The organism is Bacillus sp. AFS029637 (assembly GCF_002584985.1).
Classification (GTDB): Bacteria; Bacillota; Bacilli; order Bacillales; family Bacillaceae_G; genus Bacillus_A.
The window spans coordinates 38,799-55,641 of record NZ_NUPZ01000016.1 but is presented as its reverse complement, the minus strand read 5'-3'; the positions used below and the strand labels follow the sequence as shown (position 1 = coordinate 55,641).

Annotated in this window: 18 protein-coding genes, 1 pseudogene and 1 riboswitch; of the genes and pseudogenes, 7 read left to right on the top strand and 12 right to left on the bottom strand. The window is 35.3% G+C overall.

Annotated elements, in window-relative coordinates; all coding sequences use genetic code 11:
• Positions 1–27 precede the first annotated feature (27 nt).
• Together COE49_RS06825 and COE49_RS06820 are read left to right on the top strand one after the other, a co-directional pair.
• Positions 28–1,287: a multidrug effflux MFS transporter gene (locus tag COE49_RS06825; RefSeq protein WP_098253240.1), complete on the top strand. Its 1,260-nt coding sequence runs from the start codon at positions 28–30 to the stop codon at positions 1,285–1,287.
• 260 nt (positions 1,288–1,547) lie between these two features.
• Complete coding sequence (locus COE49_RS06820) at positions 1,548–2,054, top strand: hypothetical protein (protein WP_088232798.1); 507 nt, start codon at positions 1,548–1,550, stop codon at positions 2,052–2,054.
• 18 nt (positions 2,055–2,072) lie between these two features.
• Here the strand turns inward: COE49_RS06820 and COE49_RS06815 are convergent, their stop codons facing one another.
• Positions 2,073–2,288 (bottom strand): DUF3951 domain-containing protein, encoded by a 216-nt coding sequence (locus COE49_RS06815; RefSeq protein ID WP_098253241.1) that lies wholly within the window; start codon positions 2,286–2,288, stop codon positions 2,073–2,075.
• A 183-nt stretch (positions 2,289–2,471) separates the two neighbouring features.
• Positions 2,472–2,939 carry a YusW family protein gene (locus COE49_RS06810; RefSeq protein ID WP_088232800.1) on the bottom strand — a complete coding sequence of 156 codons (468 nt, stop codon included), beginning with the start codon at positions 2,937–2,939 and terminating at the stop codon, positions 2,472–2,474.
• A 171-nt stretch (positions 2,940–3,110) separates the two neighbouring features.
• Here COE49_RS06810 and COE49_RS28320 point away from each other — a divergent pair.
• Positions 3,111–3,385, top strand: a pseudogene (locus tag COE49_RS28320) (ABC-2 transporter permease).
• A 79-nt stretch (positions 3,386–3,464) separates the two neighbouring features.
• Here COE49_RS28320 and COE49_RS06800 read toward each other — a convergent pair.
• The 7 genes from COE49_RS06800 to modA form a co-directional block, all read right to left on the bottom strand.
• Positions 3,465–5,105, bottom strand: coding sequence for a peptide ABC transporter substrate-binding protein (locus COE49_RS06800; RefSeq protein ID WP_088232801.1), 1,641 nt, complete (start codon positions 5,103–5,105; stop codon positions 3,465–3,467).
• A gap of 534 nt (positions 5,106–5,639) precedes the next feature.
• A complete protein-coding gene (locus tag COE49_RS06795) occupies positions 5,640–7,280 on the bottom strand; it encodes a peptide ABC transporter substrate-binding protein (protein ID WP_098841484.1) in 1,641 nt (546 codons plus the stop codon).
• Positions 7,281–7,415: 135 nt separating this feature from the next.
• Positions 7,416–7,520, bottom strand: a riboswitch (SAM riboswitch).
• 152 nt (positions 7,521–7,672) lie between these two features.
• On the bottom strand, positions 7,673–8,506 hold the full coding sequence (locus COE49_RS06790) for an aldo/keto reductase (RefSeq protein ID WP_098841483.1): 834 nt from the start codon (positions 8,504–8,506) through the stop codon (positions 7,673–7,675).
• A gap of 1 nt (position 8,507) precedes the next feature.
• Positions 8,508–9,311 carry a pyrroline-5-carboxylate reductase gene (gene proC, locus COE49_RS06785; protein WP_098945785.1) on the bottom strand — a complete coding sequence of 268 codons (804 nt, stop codon included), beginning with the start codon at positions 9,309–9,311 and terminating at the stop codon, positions 8,508–8,510.
• A gap of 216 nt (positions 9,312–9,527) precedes the next feature.
• Positions 9,528–10,379 (bottom strand): GRP family sugar transporter, encoded by an 852-nt coding sequence (locus tag COE49_RS06780; protein ID WP_088232805.1) that lies wholly within the window; start codon positions 10,377–10,379, stop codon positions 9,528–9,530.
• Between the two features lie 300 nt (positions 10,380–10,679).
• Positions 10,680–11,354 (bottom strand): molybdate ABC transporter permease subunit, encoded by a 675-nt coding sequence (gene modB, locus COE49_RS06775; RefSeq protein ID WP_088232806.1) that lies wholly within the window; start codon positions 11,352–11,354, stop codon positions 10,680–10,682.
• 5 nt (positions 11,355–11,359) lie between these two features.
• On the bottom strand, positions 11,360–12,166 hold the full coding sequence (gene modA, locus COE49_RS06770; protein ID WP_088232807.1) for a molybdate ABC transporter substrate-binding protein: 807 nt from the start codon (positions 12,164–12,166) through the stop codon (positions 11,360–11,362).
• A 134-nt stretch (positions 12,167–12,300) separates the two neighbouring features.
• Here modA and COE49_RS06765 point away from each other — a divergent pair, with 134 nt between their 5' ends.
• The gene (locus COE49_RS06765; RefSeq protein ID WP_088232808.1) at positions 12,301–13,248 is read left to right on the top strand and encodes a substrate-binding domain-containing protein; all 948 of its coding nucleotides are present in this window, start codon (positions 12,301–12,303) and stop codon (positions 13,246–13,248) included.
• A gap of 65 nt (positions 13,249–13,313) precedes the next feature.
• Here COE49_RS06765 and COE49_RS06760 read toward each other — a convergent pair whose 3' ends face one another.
• Positions 13,314–13,415: a DUF3948 family protein gene (locus tag COE49_RS06760; protein ID WP_088232809.1), complete on the bottom strand. Its 102-nt coding sequence runs from the start codon at positions 13,413–13,415 to the stop codon at positions 13,314–13,316.
• A 254-nt stretch (positions 13,416–13,669) separates the two neighbouring features.
• Positions 13,670–14,536 carry a LysR family transcriptional regulator gene (locus COE49_RS06750; protein WP_097903021.1) on the bottom strand — a complete coding sequence of 289 codons (867 nt, stop codon included), beginning with the start codon at positions 14,534–14,536 and terminating at the stop codon, positions 13,670–13,672.
• A gap of 127 nt (positions 14,537–14,663) precedes the next feature.
• Here COE49_RS06750 and COE49_RS06745 point away from each other — a divergent pair, with 127 nt between their 5' ends.
• Complete coding sequence (locus COE49_RS06745) at positions 14,664–15,632, top strand: DMT family transporter (RefSeq protein ID WP_098945784.1); 969 nt, start codon at positions 14,664–14,666, stop codon at positions 15,630–15,632.
• Between the two features lie 21 nt (positions 15,633–15,653).
• Positions 15,654–15,794, top strand: coding sequence for a YrzO family protein (locus COE49_RS06740; protein ID WP_000894071.1), 141 nt, complete (start codon positions 15,654–15,656; stop codon positions 15,792–15,794).
• Between the two features lie 70 nt (positions 15,795–15,864).
• Here the strand turns inward: COE49_RS06740 and COE49_RS27185 are convergent, their stop codons facing one another.
• On the bottom strand, positions 15,865–15,960 hold the full coding sequence (locus COE49_RS27185) for a DUF3948 family protein (RefSeq protein WP_001060006.1): 96 nt from the start codon (positions 15,958–15,960) through the stop codon (positions 15,865–15,867).
• 211 nt (positions 15,961–16,171) lie between these two features.
• Here COE49_RS27185 and COE49_RS06730 point away from each other — a divergent pair, with 211 nt between their 5' ends.
• Complete coding sequence (locus COE49_RS06730) at positions 16,172–16,777, top strand: lysophospholipid acyltransferase family protein (protein WP_098268935.1); 606 nt, start codon at positions 16,172–16,174, stop codon at positions 16,775–16,777.
• Positions 16,778–16,843: the final 66 nt, after the last annotated feature.

Sequence of the window (16,843 nt, the reverse complement as noted above, 5' to 3'; positions counted from 1 at the left end):
CGATTTAGTAGTTATGAGAAAGGGTGAATGGAAAAAGTGAATGGAGTTAACCACGAAATATATAAGCCTGTAAGGACAAACAGGTTATGGATGATTCTTGTACTAGGGACACTTACGGCGATTGGACCATTATCTATTGATATGTATTTGCCTTCTTTACCGAAATTAACAGATGATTTACAAACGGGTGCATCCCTTGCGCAGCTTACATTGACAGCTTGCTTGCTTGGGCTTTCAGTAGGACAATTATTTGTCGGTTCCATTAGTGATATTTACGGAAGGCGCAAACCTCTTATTATTGCTCTTATTATTTATGTAGCTTCTTCTTTACTTTGTGCTGTTGCACCATCTATTTGGAGTTTAGTGCTTTTACGTTTCTTACAAGGTGCTTCAGGGTCTGCTGGTATCGTTATATCACGTGCAATGGTACGTGATATGTACTCAGGTTCTGAAATGACGAAATTCTTCTCGCTTCTCATGTTAGTAAACGGAGCAGCACCTATTTTGGCACCGATTATCGGGGGACAATTGTTACAGTTTACAACATGGCGCGGTGTCTTTATCGTTCTTGGAGCAATTAGTATATTCATGCTACTATCAGCGACGTTCGTATTACGTGAAACATTACCCCCTGAAGAAAGAGAGACAGGTGGTCTGTCAGGAACATTGGCAACATACGGAAAGCTTCTGAAAGATCGTTTGTTTATGGGATATGCATTGTCACAAGGCTTAGTAACGGCGGCAATGTTTGCGTACATTTCGGGATCACCATTTGTGTTGCAAAATATATACGGAGCATCCCCACAGCAGTTTAGTTTGTTCTTTGCGATTAACGGTATTGGTATTATTATTGCTAGCCAAGTTACGGGGCGTTTAGCAGGAAAAGTGAATGAGAAAACATTATTTGTTTCTGGTATTATTATTGCGGCGGTTGGTGGTATATCTCTACTACTTACAATCGCACTTGGAATAGGATTAATTGGTGTGTTATGTTCGTTATTCCTTGTTGTATCAAGTGTTGGGGTTGTATCAACAACTGGTTTCTCTTTAGCGATGAGAAATCAAAAGCAAGCAGCAGGAACAGCATCTGCGTTATTAGGTTTATTACAGTTCATTTCAGGAGCACTTGTAGCGCCGCTGGTAGGTATTGGTGGAAGTAATACAGCATTGCCGATGGGTGTTGTGATAGCTCTTTGTGAAATTGGTGCTGTACTATGTTATTTATTTATGGCAAGAAGAAGTGAAAAGCAGTTTGAACTGCAACAAAAACAAAATGTAGAGGCTTAATAAAAAAGAGTTGATTCAAAGGAAATATTTGAATCAACTCTTTTTTTATTTTTTGAAATAACTTCTACCCATTTGTAAGTTGATAGAGTAAAGTGATGCAAAAGTTATTTGCATAAAGTGACGATACTGTGACAAAAATGTTGGTATATACATTACGATAGCGTCTTAAGTGTAAAAAGTAGGATGTTCTCGGTATAATAACAAGTGGAGATAAAAGAAACTATAATGAGTAGTAGCTGTAGATAAAAGGAGAGTTAAAGATGAAGAAGGTTTTGGGTGTTGCTGTAATGGGAAGTATGATCCTTCTAGCGGGATGTAATGGAAATAAAGATACGAAAGAACCACAAGAAAAAGTAGAGCAGCAATCTACTGAACAAACAGAAGAGATGAAAGAATACAGTGCAGTACATGAAAAATATGATTTGAAAATGAATAAAGAAATCAATAAAGCATTACAGTTATTTGAAGTGGCAAAAGAAAAAGGCGGTAAGGAAATAACGAATGCTACATATAAAGAAGACGTGCAAAAAGTAACAACGAGCATGTTAGAAGATATTGATAATATACGTAAAGAAATTCGTGTTCCAAAGTCGAAAGAGGAAGAACATGAGTTATATGTTGGTTTCTTAAACGAATCGGAACAAGCGATGAAAAAATTACAGAAGCTAGCTAAAGAAGAAGATTCATCGTTGATTCGTGATATAGAAATTAATTTTGCAACAGCATCAACATACTATAAACGTTTTCAAACAGAAGCGAAAAAATAACCTTGCGCATGCGCAAGGTTATTTTTTCTTCTTCCCATCACCGTCTTCATCTTCACATACTAACACTTTCTGCTCTTCGTGAAATTCGGAAATAGTTTGTCCGGTAATATTATCGAAGGGGGTGTAAAAAGAAGTAATACTTTTCTTTTTAATGAAGAGTTTGTAGAACCCGATGATGACAAGTATGACGATTGTTAATGGTAATCCTATAGTAGCTAGAAGTAAAGGATCCATCATGTAACTCCTTTAATATAATTTTTTTTATTATAAGTGAAAACTGAGATTTTTAATAAATAATAGCATTAAAAACAGATCCTAAAGAGTTAATTACGAACGGACCGTTCACGTTAAAAGAATGGGAGCATAGCCAAGCAATTACCGTATAAAAAATAAAGAAGTAGGCAATCGCCTACTTCTTTATTTTATTTCTCTTTTATATTCTTTTTTCGTTCCATCAGAGAAGACAACTTCTAAATCGAATTTTTGATAGTCTTTATCAAGTTTGAACACGTTTATTACTTGATCGATTACTTCTTGGTCAGGAGTATCTTTATCAAATTTTAATTCTTGTAGAAGTGGGCTTAATTTTGTAATAGCCTCATCACCTGTGAACTTTGCATTTGTTTTATGGTCTTCAAGCTTTGCTTCCATTTTTTTATCAGCTGCTACATTTTTATAATCAGCTTCGTAGTCTTTCTTCGTATCTTGATAGTCTGCATCTAAACTAAATTCATTAAAGTTTAGTTTTAAGTCTGCAGGAGCCTCATTTTTTGCTTCTTCAGTCGTTTTCTTATCAGAAGTTGCCTCTTCTTTTGCAGGAGCTTTACATCCTGTTAATGCAGGTACTAGCATAAGAGCTAATAAAAGGGATAGTAGAGTTCTCATTATAAATTCCTCCTTATGTAAATTCGTTCTATACAAGTTTTTCCAAAAAATATGTAATTATGTATGTGTTAACAATAAATTGTTTTCTTATGGCTTCAAGGGTTAATTCGTAATTTAAATCAAAAATGATTTGTGCGTATGTGGATACATGAAAAAAGTTTTTAAAACAATCTGGTGGTAGTTGCGTTAGCGTTCAAACATGTAAGTTTAGGTGCAATAGGTACCACATGAGATGCTTTCTAAAACATATCAAACAATTGGCGAATTATTTCCCGCAACATATGCAGTAAATGGCTATTATACAATAATATTTTTGGTAGTTAGTTTAGAGAGAAATATTATTTCATTATTAGTTATTATATTGGTTACACAATCAGTAGCAGTGATTACTTAGCTATAAAAGAATGGTAAAGGGAAGAAGAAGCTCTGTAGTTAAAGAGGCATAAAAAATGCACCTCTAATTGTTAGACCGTGTCTAACAATTGGGGTGCACTTCACAATTGGATACCTTTTTTATGGCACTTATTATTTTGCAACTTCTGTCCACTTGTAGTTAAATTCACCGCCAAAGTCAGTTGTTACAAGTCCCTTAATGAAAGAGCGTTGTAAGTAAGAACGACCTTGTTGATATAAAGGAGCGACAGCACCGTCTTGTAATAAGATTTTTTCAGCTTGCTTCATTGCTTCAAAGCGTGCTTTTTCATCACCAGCTAAATCTGTTTTCACTTTATGAATTAGCTCGTCGTACTCTTTGTTAGAGTATTTATCGAAGTTATAAGCACTATCTGTTGTAAATAAATCTAAGAATGTAATTGGGTCAGCGAAGTCAGGGCCCCAGCCATCAATTCCGATTTCGTAATCACCACTTAATAGTAGCTTCAACTGTTGTTTACGTGGTTGTGGTTTTAAATTCACTGTTAAGCCATCTAGGTTCTTTTCTAGTTCACCTTTTAAATATTCACCAGTCTTTTTAGCTAAAGCATTATCACTAGTTAATAGTTCGATTGTTACTTTGTCAGTACCAAGTTCTTGTTTCGCTTTTTTCCAGTTTTCTTTCGCTGTTTTCACATCATCTTTGACAAGGTTTCCGTTTTCTTTACGGAAGTCATTGCCTTCTGGACTTTTTGCGAATTTCGCAGGCACCATTCCTTCAGCTGGAACAGCACCGTTATTTAAAATTGTTTCTACGTACGCTTTTTTATTCATCGCGCCGTTAATAGCAAGGCGTGCATGTTGATTTTTTAATGTTTCATTTTTTTGATTTAGTCGTAAAAATTGAATGCCGACTTCAGCACGTTCCTTGAAGTTTGGATCACCCTTATATTTATCAACAAACTCCGCAGTTAAAGCAACACGATCAATTTGTCCTGAATCATATAAGTTCACCTCTGTAGACTTATCTTTCACGACATTGAAGTTGATTTCTTCTAATTTTACCGTTTTAGCATCCCAATAGTTAGGGTTTTTCTTGAGCTGGAAGCTTTGTTCATGTTTCCAGTTATCTAATGTGAAAGCACCGTTGTAAATTAAATGATTTGTTTCTAAACCGTATTTATCACCTTGAGATTTTAAGTACTCTTCATTAATTGGTAAGAATGTTGCGAATGTCGTTAAGCTTAAGAAGTAAGGAACAGGACGATCTAGTTGTACTTCTAAAGTTTTGTCATCAAGAGCTTTAATACCTAATTGATCAACTGGTAATTGTTTTTGGTTTATTTGTTTCGCATTCTTTATATCGAAGAATAGGAATGCATATTCAGCAGCTGTTTCAGGATTTACAGCACGTTGCCAAGCGAAGGCAAAGTCCTTTGCTGTAACAGGAGTGCCGTTTGACCATTTCGAATCGCGAAGATGGAATGTGTATTTTGTTTTATCAGGGCTAATGTCAACCGACTCAGCAACGCCAGGAATAGGCTTATTATCTTCTCCCATTGCATATAAACCTTCAAAAACATTACGCATTACGTTCATGGATTCCCCATCCGTTGCTTTTGCAACATCCATCGTTGGAATTTCTGAAGCAAATGATAAGTTAATTGCTTGTTTATCGTTTGCTTTATCGTTTGCTTTCGCTCCGCTTGCATTATCTTTATTTCCCCCACAAGCAGTTAGTAGTAGACTTGCCCCTAAAACAGATGCAACAACAGGTACGACTTTTTTCTTCATTGTTCTTTCCTACCTAAATGTGTTGTTCGTAACGTCATAATGTCCATGTCTTGAAGTAGCTATAGAAGGAGATAAAACCTATTATGAATATTTTTTTATAGGTAATCAGGTATTCTATATGTATATACGTGTTGAACTATAATCTGACGTTATATGTTTCAACGTAGTAGACATTATATTTTGATGGTGAAATATTTCGTTTCTTAGATTATTTAGAATATTAACACTATAAATAACTATATGTCAATAATAAAAACAGAATGTTAATTTCTCGAAATAATATATTAAAAAAGTAGATTTTCGTGCATTAAGGGACCTGCTTTTAATGCATTTTACGCAAAAATAATTAGTATGGTGGAATAACGCTGGTTAAAGTTGCAATTTATCCCGCATTAATGGATAGTAAGCCCCTCACCTCAAAATTCAGCGAAAGCAAAGACGTTAGGTGGGGGATCAACTGCCCATAAAAGCCCGATTGATTCAACTAATAATCAGTGGGTGATGAACAAAACCCCCACTGATTAAAGTTTCACTTTATTTTTCGATTTTTGCCCATTTGAAGTTTAATTGACCTGCAAAGTCTACTTGCACAATTCCTTTCACATAAGAACGTTCTAAATAAGATTCACCTTTTTGGTAAAGAGGAGCGATAACAGAGTCTTTAAATAATATTTTTTCGGATGCTAGTAATGCATCAAAGCGTGCTTTTTCATCACCAGCTAAAGTCGTTTTTACTTTTTCAATTGTGTCATCGAATTCTTTATTAGAGTAGTGATCTAAGTTATAAGGGTTGTTCGTTGTAAATAGTTCAAGGAATGTAATTGGGTCCGCAAAGTCAGGGCTCCAACCGTCAATTCCAATTTCGTAGTCACCTTTTAATAAAAGTGAAACTTGTTGCTTACGCGGTTGCGGTTTTATATTTACTGTTAATCCATCTAAATTCTTTTCAAGCTGTCCTTTTAGGAACTCACCAGTTTTCTTCTCAAGGTCACCATCACTTGTTAATAATTCTAACGTTATTTTTTCAGATCCAAGTTCTTGTTTTGCCTTTTTCCATAATTCTTGTGCCGATTTTGTATCAACCTTTGTTAAATCGCCGTTTGCAACGCGGAAGTCTGTTCCGTCAGGTCCTTTTGCAAAGTTTTTTGGTACGAGACCAAAGGTTGGTGTAGAGCCATCATTTAATAATGTATTTACAAAGGATTTTCTATCAATAGTTTGATCAATTGCTTGGCGTGCAGAAACGTTTTGTAGCACTTTGTTTTGTTGATTCATACGTAAAAATTGTACGCCTACGTTCGGACGTTCTTTGAAGTTAGCATCCTTTTTATATTTATCCACGAAATCAGATGTTAGTTTGATACGGTCTAATTGTTTGGACTCAAATAAGTTCACTTCTGTTGATTTTTCTTTTACGACATTAAAATTGATTTCTTCCAGTTTGACATTATCTTTATCCCAATAGGTAGAGTTTTTCTTGAATTTAAAGCTTTGTTCGTGCTTCCAATCGCTTAGTGTAAAAGCTCCGTTGTACAAGAGTGTATTATCTTCTAAAGCGTACTTATCACCTTGTGCTTTAAAGAATTCCTCGTTAATTGGTAGAAATGTTGGGAACGCTGTTAAGCTAATAAAATACGGAACAGGACGCTCTAATTCTACCTCAAACGTATGGTCATCAATTGCTTTTACACCAAGTTGTTCGGCTGGAAGTTCTTTGTTGTTAATTTTTGTTGCGTTTTTAATATCAAAGAATAGAAATGCATATTCAGAGGCTGTTGTTGGATCGACAGCTCTTTGCCAAGCGAAGACAAAATCTTTCGCGGTAACAGGAGTGCCGTTTGACCATTTTGAATCTCGTAAATGGAATGTGTATTTCGTTTTATCGCCACTTACTTCATGAGATTTTGCAACACCAGGAACAGGTTTATTACCTTCACCAAGATTATACAAACCTTCAAATACGTTTCTCATTACTTGGCCAGAATCAGTATCTGTAGCACGAGCTGTATCCATTGTTCGTATTTCAGTAGGGGAAGATAAGTTTAAAACTTGTTTACTAGGTGCCTCGTCTTTTGCATTTGCTCCGCTTGCTTCGTTTTTATAACTACCGCAACCAGTTAATAAAATACTTACTCCTACAACTGATGCAATACCGGGTACAAACTTCTTTTTCATTTGATTTTCCTCCTAAATAATTAATAAGTTTGGATGATGATGAGGGAAATGAAAAACAAAAAATCCCTCTTTTCAGATCGAGAAAGAGGGATTTTTACGTACAAGTTATGCACCCGTATATAAACGAAGTCCCTCATTCTATCTTTCAAGCATAAAGCTTGCAGGAAGTGGCACAGTATTCAAAATGAACCTGCTGCCGAGGTTTCAAAGGGCCAGTCCCTCCACCTCTCTTGATACAATGAGTAAACGAATAAATTTTATTAATTTTTGTGTTTCTTTGATAATTCAAAATCTTACACCTCGGATAATAAAGTGTCAACCTAATGAAATATAGTTTAAATTTTCAGTTTTCTTTAACAGAAAAACCACTGCATATGGCAGTGGTTTTTCTACTAGAAGTTAAAGTTATCTGGATCTGGACCAACGCGATGATTTTCATTTAAAGCTTGAATTGCTTTCATATCATCAGTACTTAATTCAAAATCGAATATATTTGCATTTTCAATAATGCGATGTTCTTTAATTGATTTAGGAATTGTTACAACTTCATTTTGTAAATCCCAACGTAAAATAATTTGTGCAGTTGATTTATTATATTTTGTCGCAATTTCTTGTAATGTTGGGTTATCCAGTAGTTGTCCTTGCATTAATGGTGACCAAGCTTCAAGCTGGATGTTATGTTCTTTACAGAAAGTGTGTAATTCTTCTTGAGCTAAACGTGGGTGGTATTCTACTTGGTTGACCATTGGTTTAATTTCAGCGATTTCAAATACATCTTGCAAATGATGAATGTGGAAATTACTCACACCGATAGCGCGAACACGGCCATCTTTATAAAGCTTTTCTAATGCTTTCCATGATTCAGTATATTTCCCTTTTACAGGCCAATGTACTAAATATAAATCTAAATATTCTAGACCTAATTTTTCTAATGTAGTTTCAAATGCTTGAAGTGTTGTTTCATAGCCTTGATCGCTATTCCACACTTTTGATGTAATGAATAATTCTTCACGTGAAACACCTGATTCACGAATCGCTTGTCCAACGCCTTCTTCGTTTTGATAGATTGCTGCAGTATCGATGCTGCGGTATCCATTTTTAATAGCTGCTTTTACAGAATCAATTACTTCTGAACCATCTTCTACTTTAAAAACGCCTAAACCGAACCAAGGCATTTTCACACCATTATGAAGTGTTGTATAGTCTTTTAAACTTGTTAAACTCATATTATTTCCCCCTAGCTTTTTTATTTGTTGCTTCAACTGCTTGTTGGATTGCCTCCGAAAAATTATATTCATATAAAGTTTTGAGCCCTTCAGCTGTGGAACCACCTGGTGTTGTTACTTGTTCGCGGAGGTTAGCTGGATCTTGTGTTTGTTCAAGCATAGAAGCAGAGCCAGAAATCATTTGAATGACAAGGTGTTTTGCAGTTGCTTCATCGACTCCATAACTCTTTGTTGCTTCAATTAAGCTTTCAGCAAAGTAATAAAGGAAGGCTGGTGCACTTCCAGTAACTGCAGTAAGTTGATGCACTTCTTCCTCAGTGCAAAGTTGCGAAGTACCAATGCCTCTTAGAAGCAGTTGCAGGGTTTCTTGATGCATCTCATTTACTGATTGTCCCATTGTATATAAGGAGATAGACTTGCCAATTTCAGCAGCTGTATTAGGCATGATCCAAGCAACAGGTGTTCCTTTTGGAAGTCTTTCTTCTAAATAAGATGGGCCAATGCCAGCAGCTACCGTTACGACAAGTTGATTCGATAGTAACGGAGATAATTCCACTAATAATTCTTCATGTGCAGAAGGTGGCATTGCTAAAACAATCGTATCAACAGATGTAACATGTTGCTTCCAATCTGTTGTAATAGACACATTATATTGTTCTTGTAATTGTTCTAGCTTTTCTACGTTGCTTCGGTTAGAAACGATAATTTCTTCGATGTATTCTTTGCTTGTTTTCAGTAATCCGGAAAATATAGCTTCTGCCATACGACCAGCACCAATAAATAAAATTCGATGTTTATTAGGCATGTCCTTTATTCCTTTCTGATGAGAATATGTTATAAAAAACGATACCATTTTTAAGAGATTTTTGTAAAAAGAAAAGGCTTATAGAGAAAAGAATGAAATTGGAGGGAGGAGAAGTGAGGTAAAAAGGGCTATAGAGATTGTTATATTTGAAAAATAGTTGTTTGCAATGAAAAATCCCTGAAGCATAACTGCTTCAGGGATTGATAAATTATAAACTTATGCTTTCGTCATACCAAGTAATACAGCGCCGCCGATAATTAAAACACTACCTAGTGCAATAAAGATCAATTGACGTTTTGTTTTCTTTTCACCTAAGAAGACAATCGCACCGAAAGTTGAGATAACGATACCAGTTTGAGATAACGGGAAGCTTGTCGCAACTCCAACACGTGGTAAGGAAAGAAGTAAGAATAAGTTTCCTGTTCCCCATAGTAAACCAGACAAAGCATTACGAATTGCATATTTGTTAAATGGTTTATGTTTAGATGTCAGTACAACTGCACCGACAAACATACCAACTGCCTGTGGTAAAATAGCAGACCAACCATCAATGTTATACCAACGAATAATAATTACATATACAAGATAGCCAAAAGTAGAAACAATTAAAGTAAGAAGTCCGTTTTTCAATTGTCCTGGTGGCTGTGCATTTTCTTTATCATCTAATGATGTGAATACAACACCAACTACGATTAATAGGATTGCAATCGTTCCCAGAACAATCGTTGTTGTAGTAGTCCACTCATGGAAAGCGATAACTCCAAAAATAGAAGTTGCAACAAGTTGCATACCAGTAGAAATTGTTACAGTAGTAGAAACACCTAGCTTTTCAACTGTTTTTAATTGGTTCACTTGTCCTAAAGCCCAGAATAAACCCGAAATAAAGCCAACAATCAAGACTGTCATTGTTAAAGTTGGTTGAGTAAATACATACATAATTGTTGCGAAGAATAGAGCACCGATTGTCATACCTACCGTTTGGCTATATGCACCACCGCCCATTTTTACGCTTACTAATAAGATGTTTCCCCATGCAATCGCAGGAAGAAGCGCTAATAAAATGTCCATTACAAGACTCCCTTCATTTCACTATACCAATATAATTACATATCGTTCTAACGATCGGTAATGCACCACTAATAGAGTAGAAGATTACCGATCGCTAAAACAGGATGAAGAACTTACGATATAAATGCGTTTTCATTTCTTCAATTTTTGAAACACCTCCATATAATAACAGGAAATTGCCTATTTTAGAAAGTAAATTCAAATAAAATGTATATTTGAATAAAAAGTAAAATTCGGTTATTTCCTATCCCAATATTTTATTTCCTAAGAAATAAAGAAGCAGCTTCGAAAAAAGCTGCTTTAGGAAGTGGTGATGCGCTTATTAATCAGTTGAATACATAATAAGAATAGAAGTGACATGCTAATCGTTATAATTACAAGTGTCCAAGCGAGTTGCATATTACTTGCATCAATAGCCATATAAATTGCAGTTGGGATTGTCTGTGTTTTACCAGGAATGTTCCCAGCAAACATGAGTGTAGCACCAAATTCACCAAGTGCACGAACGAAGCTCAAAATCATCCCGCTTAGTAATGCAGGAAATGCAAGCGGAAGTGTAACGTGTAGGAAAACTTGATATTCACTAGCGCCAAGGTCACGAGCGCTCTCTTCAATTTGTACATTCGCAATAGAAAACCCTGTCTTCGCTGATTGGTACATAAGCGGAAATGCAACAACCGTAGAAGCGATGATAGCAGCAGTAGATGTGAACATAATAGACTGCTGAAATAATGATTCAATCCACTTTCCGATCGGGCTATTATTTCCAAAAATGATAATGAGAAAAAAGCCAATTACAGTTGGTGGAAGTACCATTGGTAACAAGAAAATAGTTTCTAGTATTACTTTATATCTCCAGGAGGAACGTGCTAGCGCCCGCCCGATAATCGTTCCTAAAATTGTAACGATTATTGTGGCGCATGCAGCTACTTGCAAAGATAGAAAGATTGGTGACAAAATAGCATCAAAGTTCATTGGACTTATGACAGGACTGTAAATCCATATTTCTTAAAGATAGATTGCGCATCTTTTGACTGCAAATACTCATAAAATGAATTCGCCTCTTTCTTATGCTTAGACTCTTTTATAACCCCTAAAGGATAGTGGATTGGCTCATGAGAGGTAGCTGTTGCTTTCTCGCCAATCTTTACTTTGTCTGAAATGAGGGCATCTGTTTTGTATACAATACCAGCATCAACATTGCCTGTTTCTACATATGTTAACACTTGGCGAACATCTTTTGTAAATACGACTTTATTTTGAATGTCATTCCAAAGGTTTTCATGTGTAAGAGAAGCCTTTGCGTATTTTCCTGCAGGTACAGATTCGGGTGTACCAAGTGCAATTTTTTTGATTTTCTCATCTTTTAAATCTTGAAATTTTGTAAGAGAACTATCTTTTGGAACGACTAGAACTAGTTCGTTTCCAAGAAGGTTTTTCCCTTCTTTTTCATCAATGAAGCCTTTTTTAACAAGGGTTTGGAATTTATCTTCTGCTGCAGAGAAGAATAAATCGGCAGGCGCACCTTGTTCAATTTGTTGTTGAAGTGCACCAGAAGCACCGAAGTTAAAAGAAAGTTGAATATTTGGCTCTTTTTCTTTATATTGTTTTTCAATTTCTTTTAATGCATCTTGTAAGCTTGCAGCAGCTGAGATAGTCAGCTCGACTGTTTTTTCTTCTTTAGCAATTGATTTCTCTTTCTTATCTCCGTTTGTACATGCAACACTAAATATAAGAAGAAAAGAAAGTATAAGTGCCCCGATGGATCGCAATGTAAACTTGTTCATAAAAAAATCCCCTTTTGTTTTAATATATTTAATTATAACTAAATATAACTAAATATAACTAGTTATAATTGAATATAATTTGAACGATGTAGTTGTTTTTAAAATATAGGAGAAATATTCTTTTCTTTGTTACAATGAAGAAAGAAAGTGAGGAATCGTCTATGGATCATCATTCCTACACAACGGAAGAGGTAGCAAAGCGATTAAAAGTATCAAAACTAACTGTATACGACTTAATTAAAAAAGGTGAACTGCCTTCTTATAGGGTTGGTAGACAGATGCGCATTGATGCAGCGGATTTAGAACAATATATAAAGCAAATGAAAACAGGGAAGGTACAAGTTACTCCTGTAAAAAACGATGGTAATCGTATCTCGAATACATGTATTATTAGCGGACAAGAACTAACGCTAGATATGTTGGCAAAGCGTATAGAAAATCGTCTGCTAAATTCTAATATATTGCGGGCATATCAAGGTAGTTTAACGAGTCTAGTGAAAATGTATCAAGGTGAAGGCAGTATCGTTAGCTTGCATTTATTTGATGGCGAAACGGGTACGTATAATGTGCCTTATGTAAAACGTATTTTGGTGGGACAGCCATGTATTATGATTAATTTATTAGCAAGAAATGTTGGGTTTTATGTGCAAAAGGGGAACCCGAAGAAAATAAAGACATGGGCTGACATATCTCAATCTGCTATCAGATTTGTAAATCGAGAAAAAGGTTCTGGTATTAGGGTATTAGTGGATGAGCAATTGCGAATTCAAAAATTAAATAAAGAACATATTAGCGGATATGAACGGGAAGAATCGAATCATCTTGGTGTTGCCTCGCAAGTTGCGAATGGGAAAGCTGATGTTGGGGTAGGATCAGAAAAGTTTTCGCAAATTGTAAATGTAGATTTTATTCCAATCATGAAAGAGCAGTATGATTTAGTAATTTTGAAGAATAAAGAAAATGAAGAGCTTATCGAAGTTGTGAAAGAAATTCTGCAATCGGAAGAATTTCATAATGAATTAAAAGCAATTGGTGGATATGATATGACAAAAACAGGTCAAATTATATATGAAACAAACTAAAAAGCTGCTTGTCTATAAGACGAGCAGCTTTCTCTATATATAAAGGGGTTTGGGGAAACGAATTGTTAAACGAGACTTTGAGCAAGTGCGTAAATGAAAGCTGTAAGAAGAGTTGCTCCACTTGCAAGGCCGATAAAGTCTGATTTGTTGAATGTAATGTTGTTCATCATAATCTCTCCTTATTTGTTTAATGTAGTTGCAACAGATTTTGCATCGACAAGTGCGGATAGCACCATGCCCATTGTATTTAAAAATTTGTTTGATTTCATATTGTTCATCATGCGTATCCGCTCCTTTTCGAATTGTTGTTGCCCTGCTTATGTCTTAATTATAGGAAATATGGTCACCTGCAACTATCGAATTAGCTTACGAAAGACTTACATTTTTGTAAGAAAAAAAGACATTCCTGTAAGAATGTCTTTTAAAGCAAATTAATGTGATGATGCTCTTTAATTGTTTTTAAAAAGCTTCGCATCGAATTGGTCATGTAACTATCTTTACGACGTATGAAAACTGTTGAAATGCTGCCGTATTTCTCGGGAATTGGATGGCAGTGTACTTTACCTGCTGTAGAAAGGTGTTGCACCGCAGACTGGGGAACGAGTGTAATCCCAAGACCGAGTGCTACACTATTTAATATAGTTTCTAATATGTTAAATTCCATAATTCTTTTTGGTAGTAAACCTTCATCTTTAAGCCATCGTTCTAGTTTGGAACGGTATCCACATCCTTGATTAAAAACGAGTAGGGGCGTCGTTGTAAATTCTTCTATATGAAAAGCTTTATTTTGTGTCACAAGCATTAATTTTTCTGTACTAACATCGTACTGTTCAATAAGTGGATGTTTAATAGGACCTGATATAAAGGCACCATCTAATTGATGATCAAGCACTTCTCTAATAAGTCCTTCCGTTAGACCAGCTTGTAATGATAAATCGACATTTGGATAGCTTTTATAGTAAGAAGACAAAATGGTAGGTAATGTACTTACTGTTTCGACTGTACCGATTTTTAATATACCAGATGGTGTTTCACTATCTAAAAATACTTGTTTTAGCTCTTCAACATCTTGCAAAATTTTATTAACATAAACGAGCATTTTCCTTCCTTCAGCTGTTAAAGTCATGCCTCGTTTATGACGATAAAAGAGCGGTGTTTTTAGCTCGTTCTCTAATTGTTTAATACGTGCTGTTACATTTGATTGTACGTAATTTAATTCCTTTGCGGCGTTACTGGCACTACCGTATTCAGCGACGCTTTGGAAGATTTGTAAGTCTCTTAATTCCATATTACGATCCCCCTTGATGTTAAATATCATTATAAATGATAGTTAACATCATTTTGAATCATTTTACGTGATATATTTTTTCTTTTACAATTCTCTTTGTGCAAATAGAAAGAAGAGGAGGATTGTGGTGAGAAGAGGTCAAATGATAATAGGCGCTTTGGCGTGTTTAATAGCAAGTATGTCATGGGGAGCGATGTTTCCAGTTGCTGATCATGTACTAGAATACATAGATCCATTTTATTTTTCACTTATTCGCTATGGAGCAGTGGCGATAGTACTGATTGTATTATTATTAATGAAAGAAGGAAAACAGGCATTTCGTTTAGAGGGAAGAGGAAAGTTGCTCGTCTTTTTTGGAACGATGGCGTTTACTGTATATAATGTACTCGTATTTTTAGGTCAAATGTTAATGGGGAAATCAGGTGTAATGGTAGCATCCATTATGGAAGCACTTATGCCGATGATTTCTATTTGTATTTTATGGGGATATAAGCATGTAAAACCGAAAAAGTATATGATAACGAGCATGATTATTGCTTTTGTAGGAGCGGTGTTTGTTATTACGAAAGGTGACATGAGTTTCTTTTTAACATTGAAAGATAACATGTTTTCACTAGCATTTATATTTATTGGTGTTGTAGGTTGGGTTATTTATACGATGGGTGGTCAAACGTGTAGCGATTGGTCAACATTACGCTATTCTACGTTGACGTGTGTATTTGGTACAACTGTCACAGGAATAATAACGGTAATTATTACGGCACTTGGATATGTTTCAGTTCCGAGTATGGAAACGATTTCTGTTGTGAAATATGATTTATTATTTATGATGACATTACCAGGTATCGTAGCGTTACTTGCTTGGAATTATGGTGTGAAAGTTTTATCGTCTATTAATGGGATTTTATTTATTAATTTTGTACCCATTACGACTTTAGTTATTATGGTGATGCAAGGATATCAAATAACAACGTTTGATATTGCAGGAACTTTACTTGTTATTGCAGCACTTATTCGCAATAACGTTTGTCAGAGAAAAGAAGAAAATACAAATAAGCGAGTTTTACAAGAAGAGCAATTACGCCAAGCTGTTTAATAGGCAATTGGAGGATTTTACATGCTAGAAAGTTTATTGTTTTTCTTCGCCGTCGGAGTTGCTTGCGAGCTTGCAGCAATTAATCGAAATGGTCGTAAGAAGGTAAAACAACAAGCTGAACTGATACAGCTTTTAAAAGAATTAAAGGAAAGAAAAATTTAAAAAGACGACCGGGCATAGACGGTCGTCTTTTCTATTACTATTTATATAAAGGGGAAAGGGGACACAAAGTTTATATAAGCGTAGCAGCGTAAATAAAAGCAGTAAGAAGAAGGGAGCCGCTAGCTAATCCTAAAAAATCTAATTTGTTAAAAGTGATGTTATTCATAATACATTCTCCTTACTTGTTTCTTTCTGACTTAATTATATGAAATATTGCAAGAAGTAACTATCGAATTAGCTTACAAGAAAATTACACTTTTGTAAGAATTGAAATGTAACAATTAATACTTAAAATTGTTACCAACTCCTAAAACTTAGTGTTATAATTGTTGTAAGAAAATGATTATAATTCGGATATTCAGAAAGGAACGAAACAAATGTATAAACCAATTACATTTTTGTTGAAATATATATTTAAAACGGCTGGGAAAGTAGAAGTGCAAGGGAGAGAGAAGTTACCAGAAGGTGGCCCGTATGTTGTTGCGTGTACCCATACAAGTTTTATGGATGTGCTAATGTTAGCGACAGGAATGTACCCGACTGAGATTCATTACATGGCAAAAAAAGAATTGTTTGAAGGGAAATTTAAAAATTGGTTCTTTAAAAATGTAAATGCATTCCCTGTAGATCGTGCGAATCCAGGACCGAGTACACTCAAAATTCCATCACGCTTATTAAAAGAAGGAAAGGTAGTCGGGATTTTTCCGAGTGGAACGAGATCATCAGAAGATGTTTCATTAAAAGCTGGGGCCGTTACGATTGCGCTGCGTTCTAACGTTCCATTAGTACCGGCAGCTTATATTGGTCCGTCAAGTGTAAAAGAATTAATAAAAGGAAAAAGGGCGCAACTAATTTTTGGGGATCCGATTGAAATTGATGCGGGAGAACAAATAGACCGAAAAACAGCTATGAAAATGATGACAGACCAATTAAATGAAAAGTTTGAAGAGCTAAAGGTAGCTTTGCAATCAAATCAAAAATAAGAAAAGACGGCCGGGCATAGACGGTCGTCTTTTCTATTACTATTTATATAAAGGGGAAAGGGGACA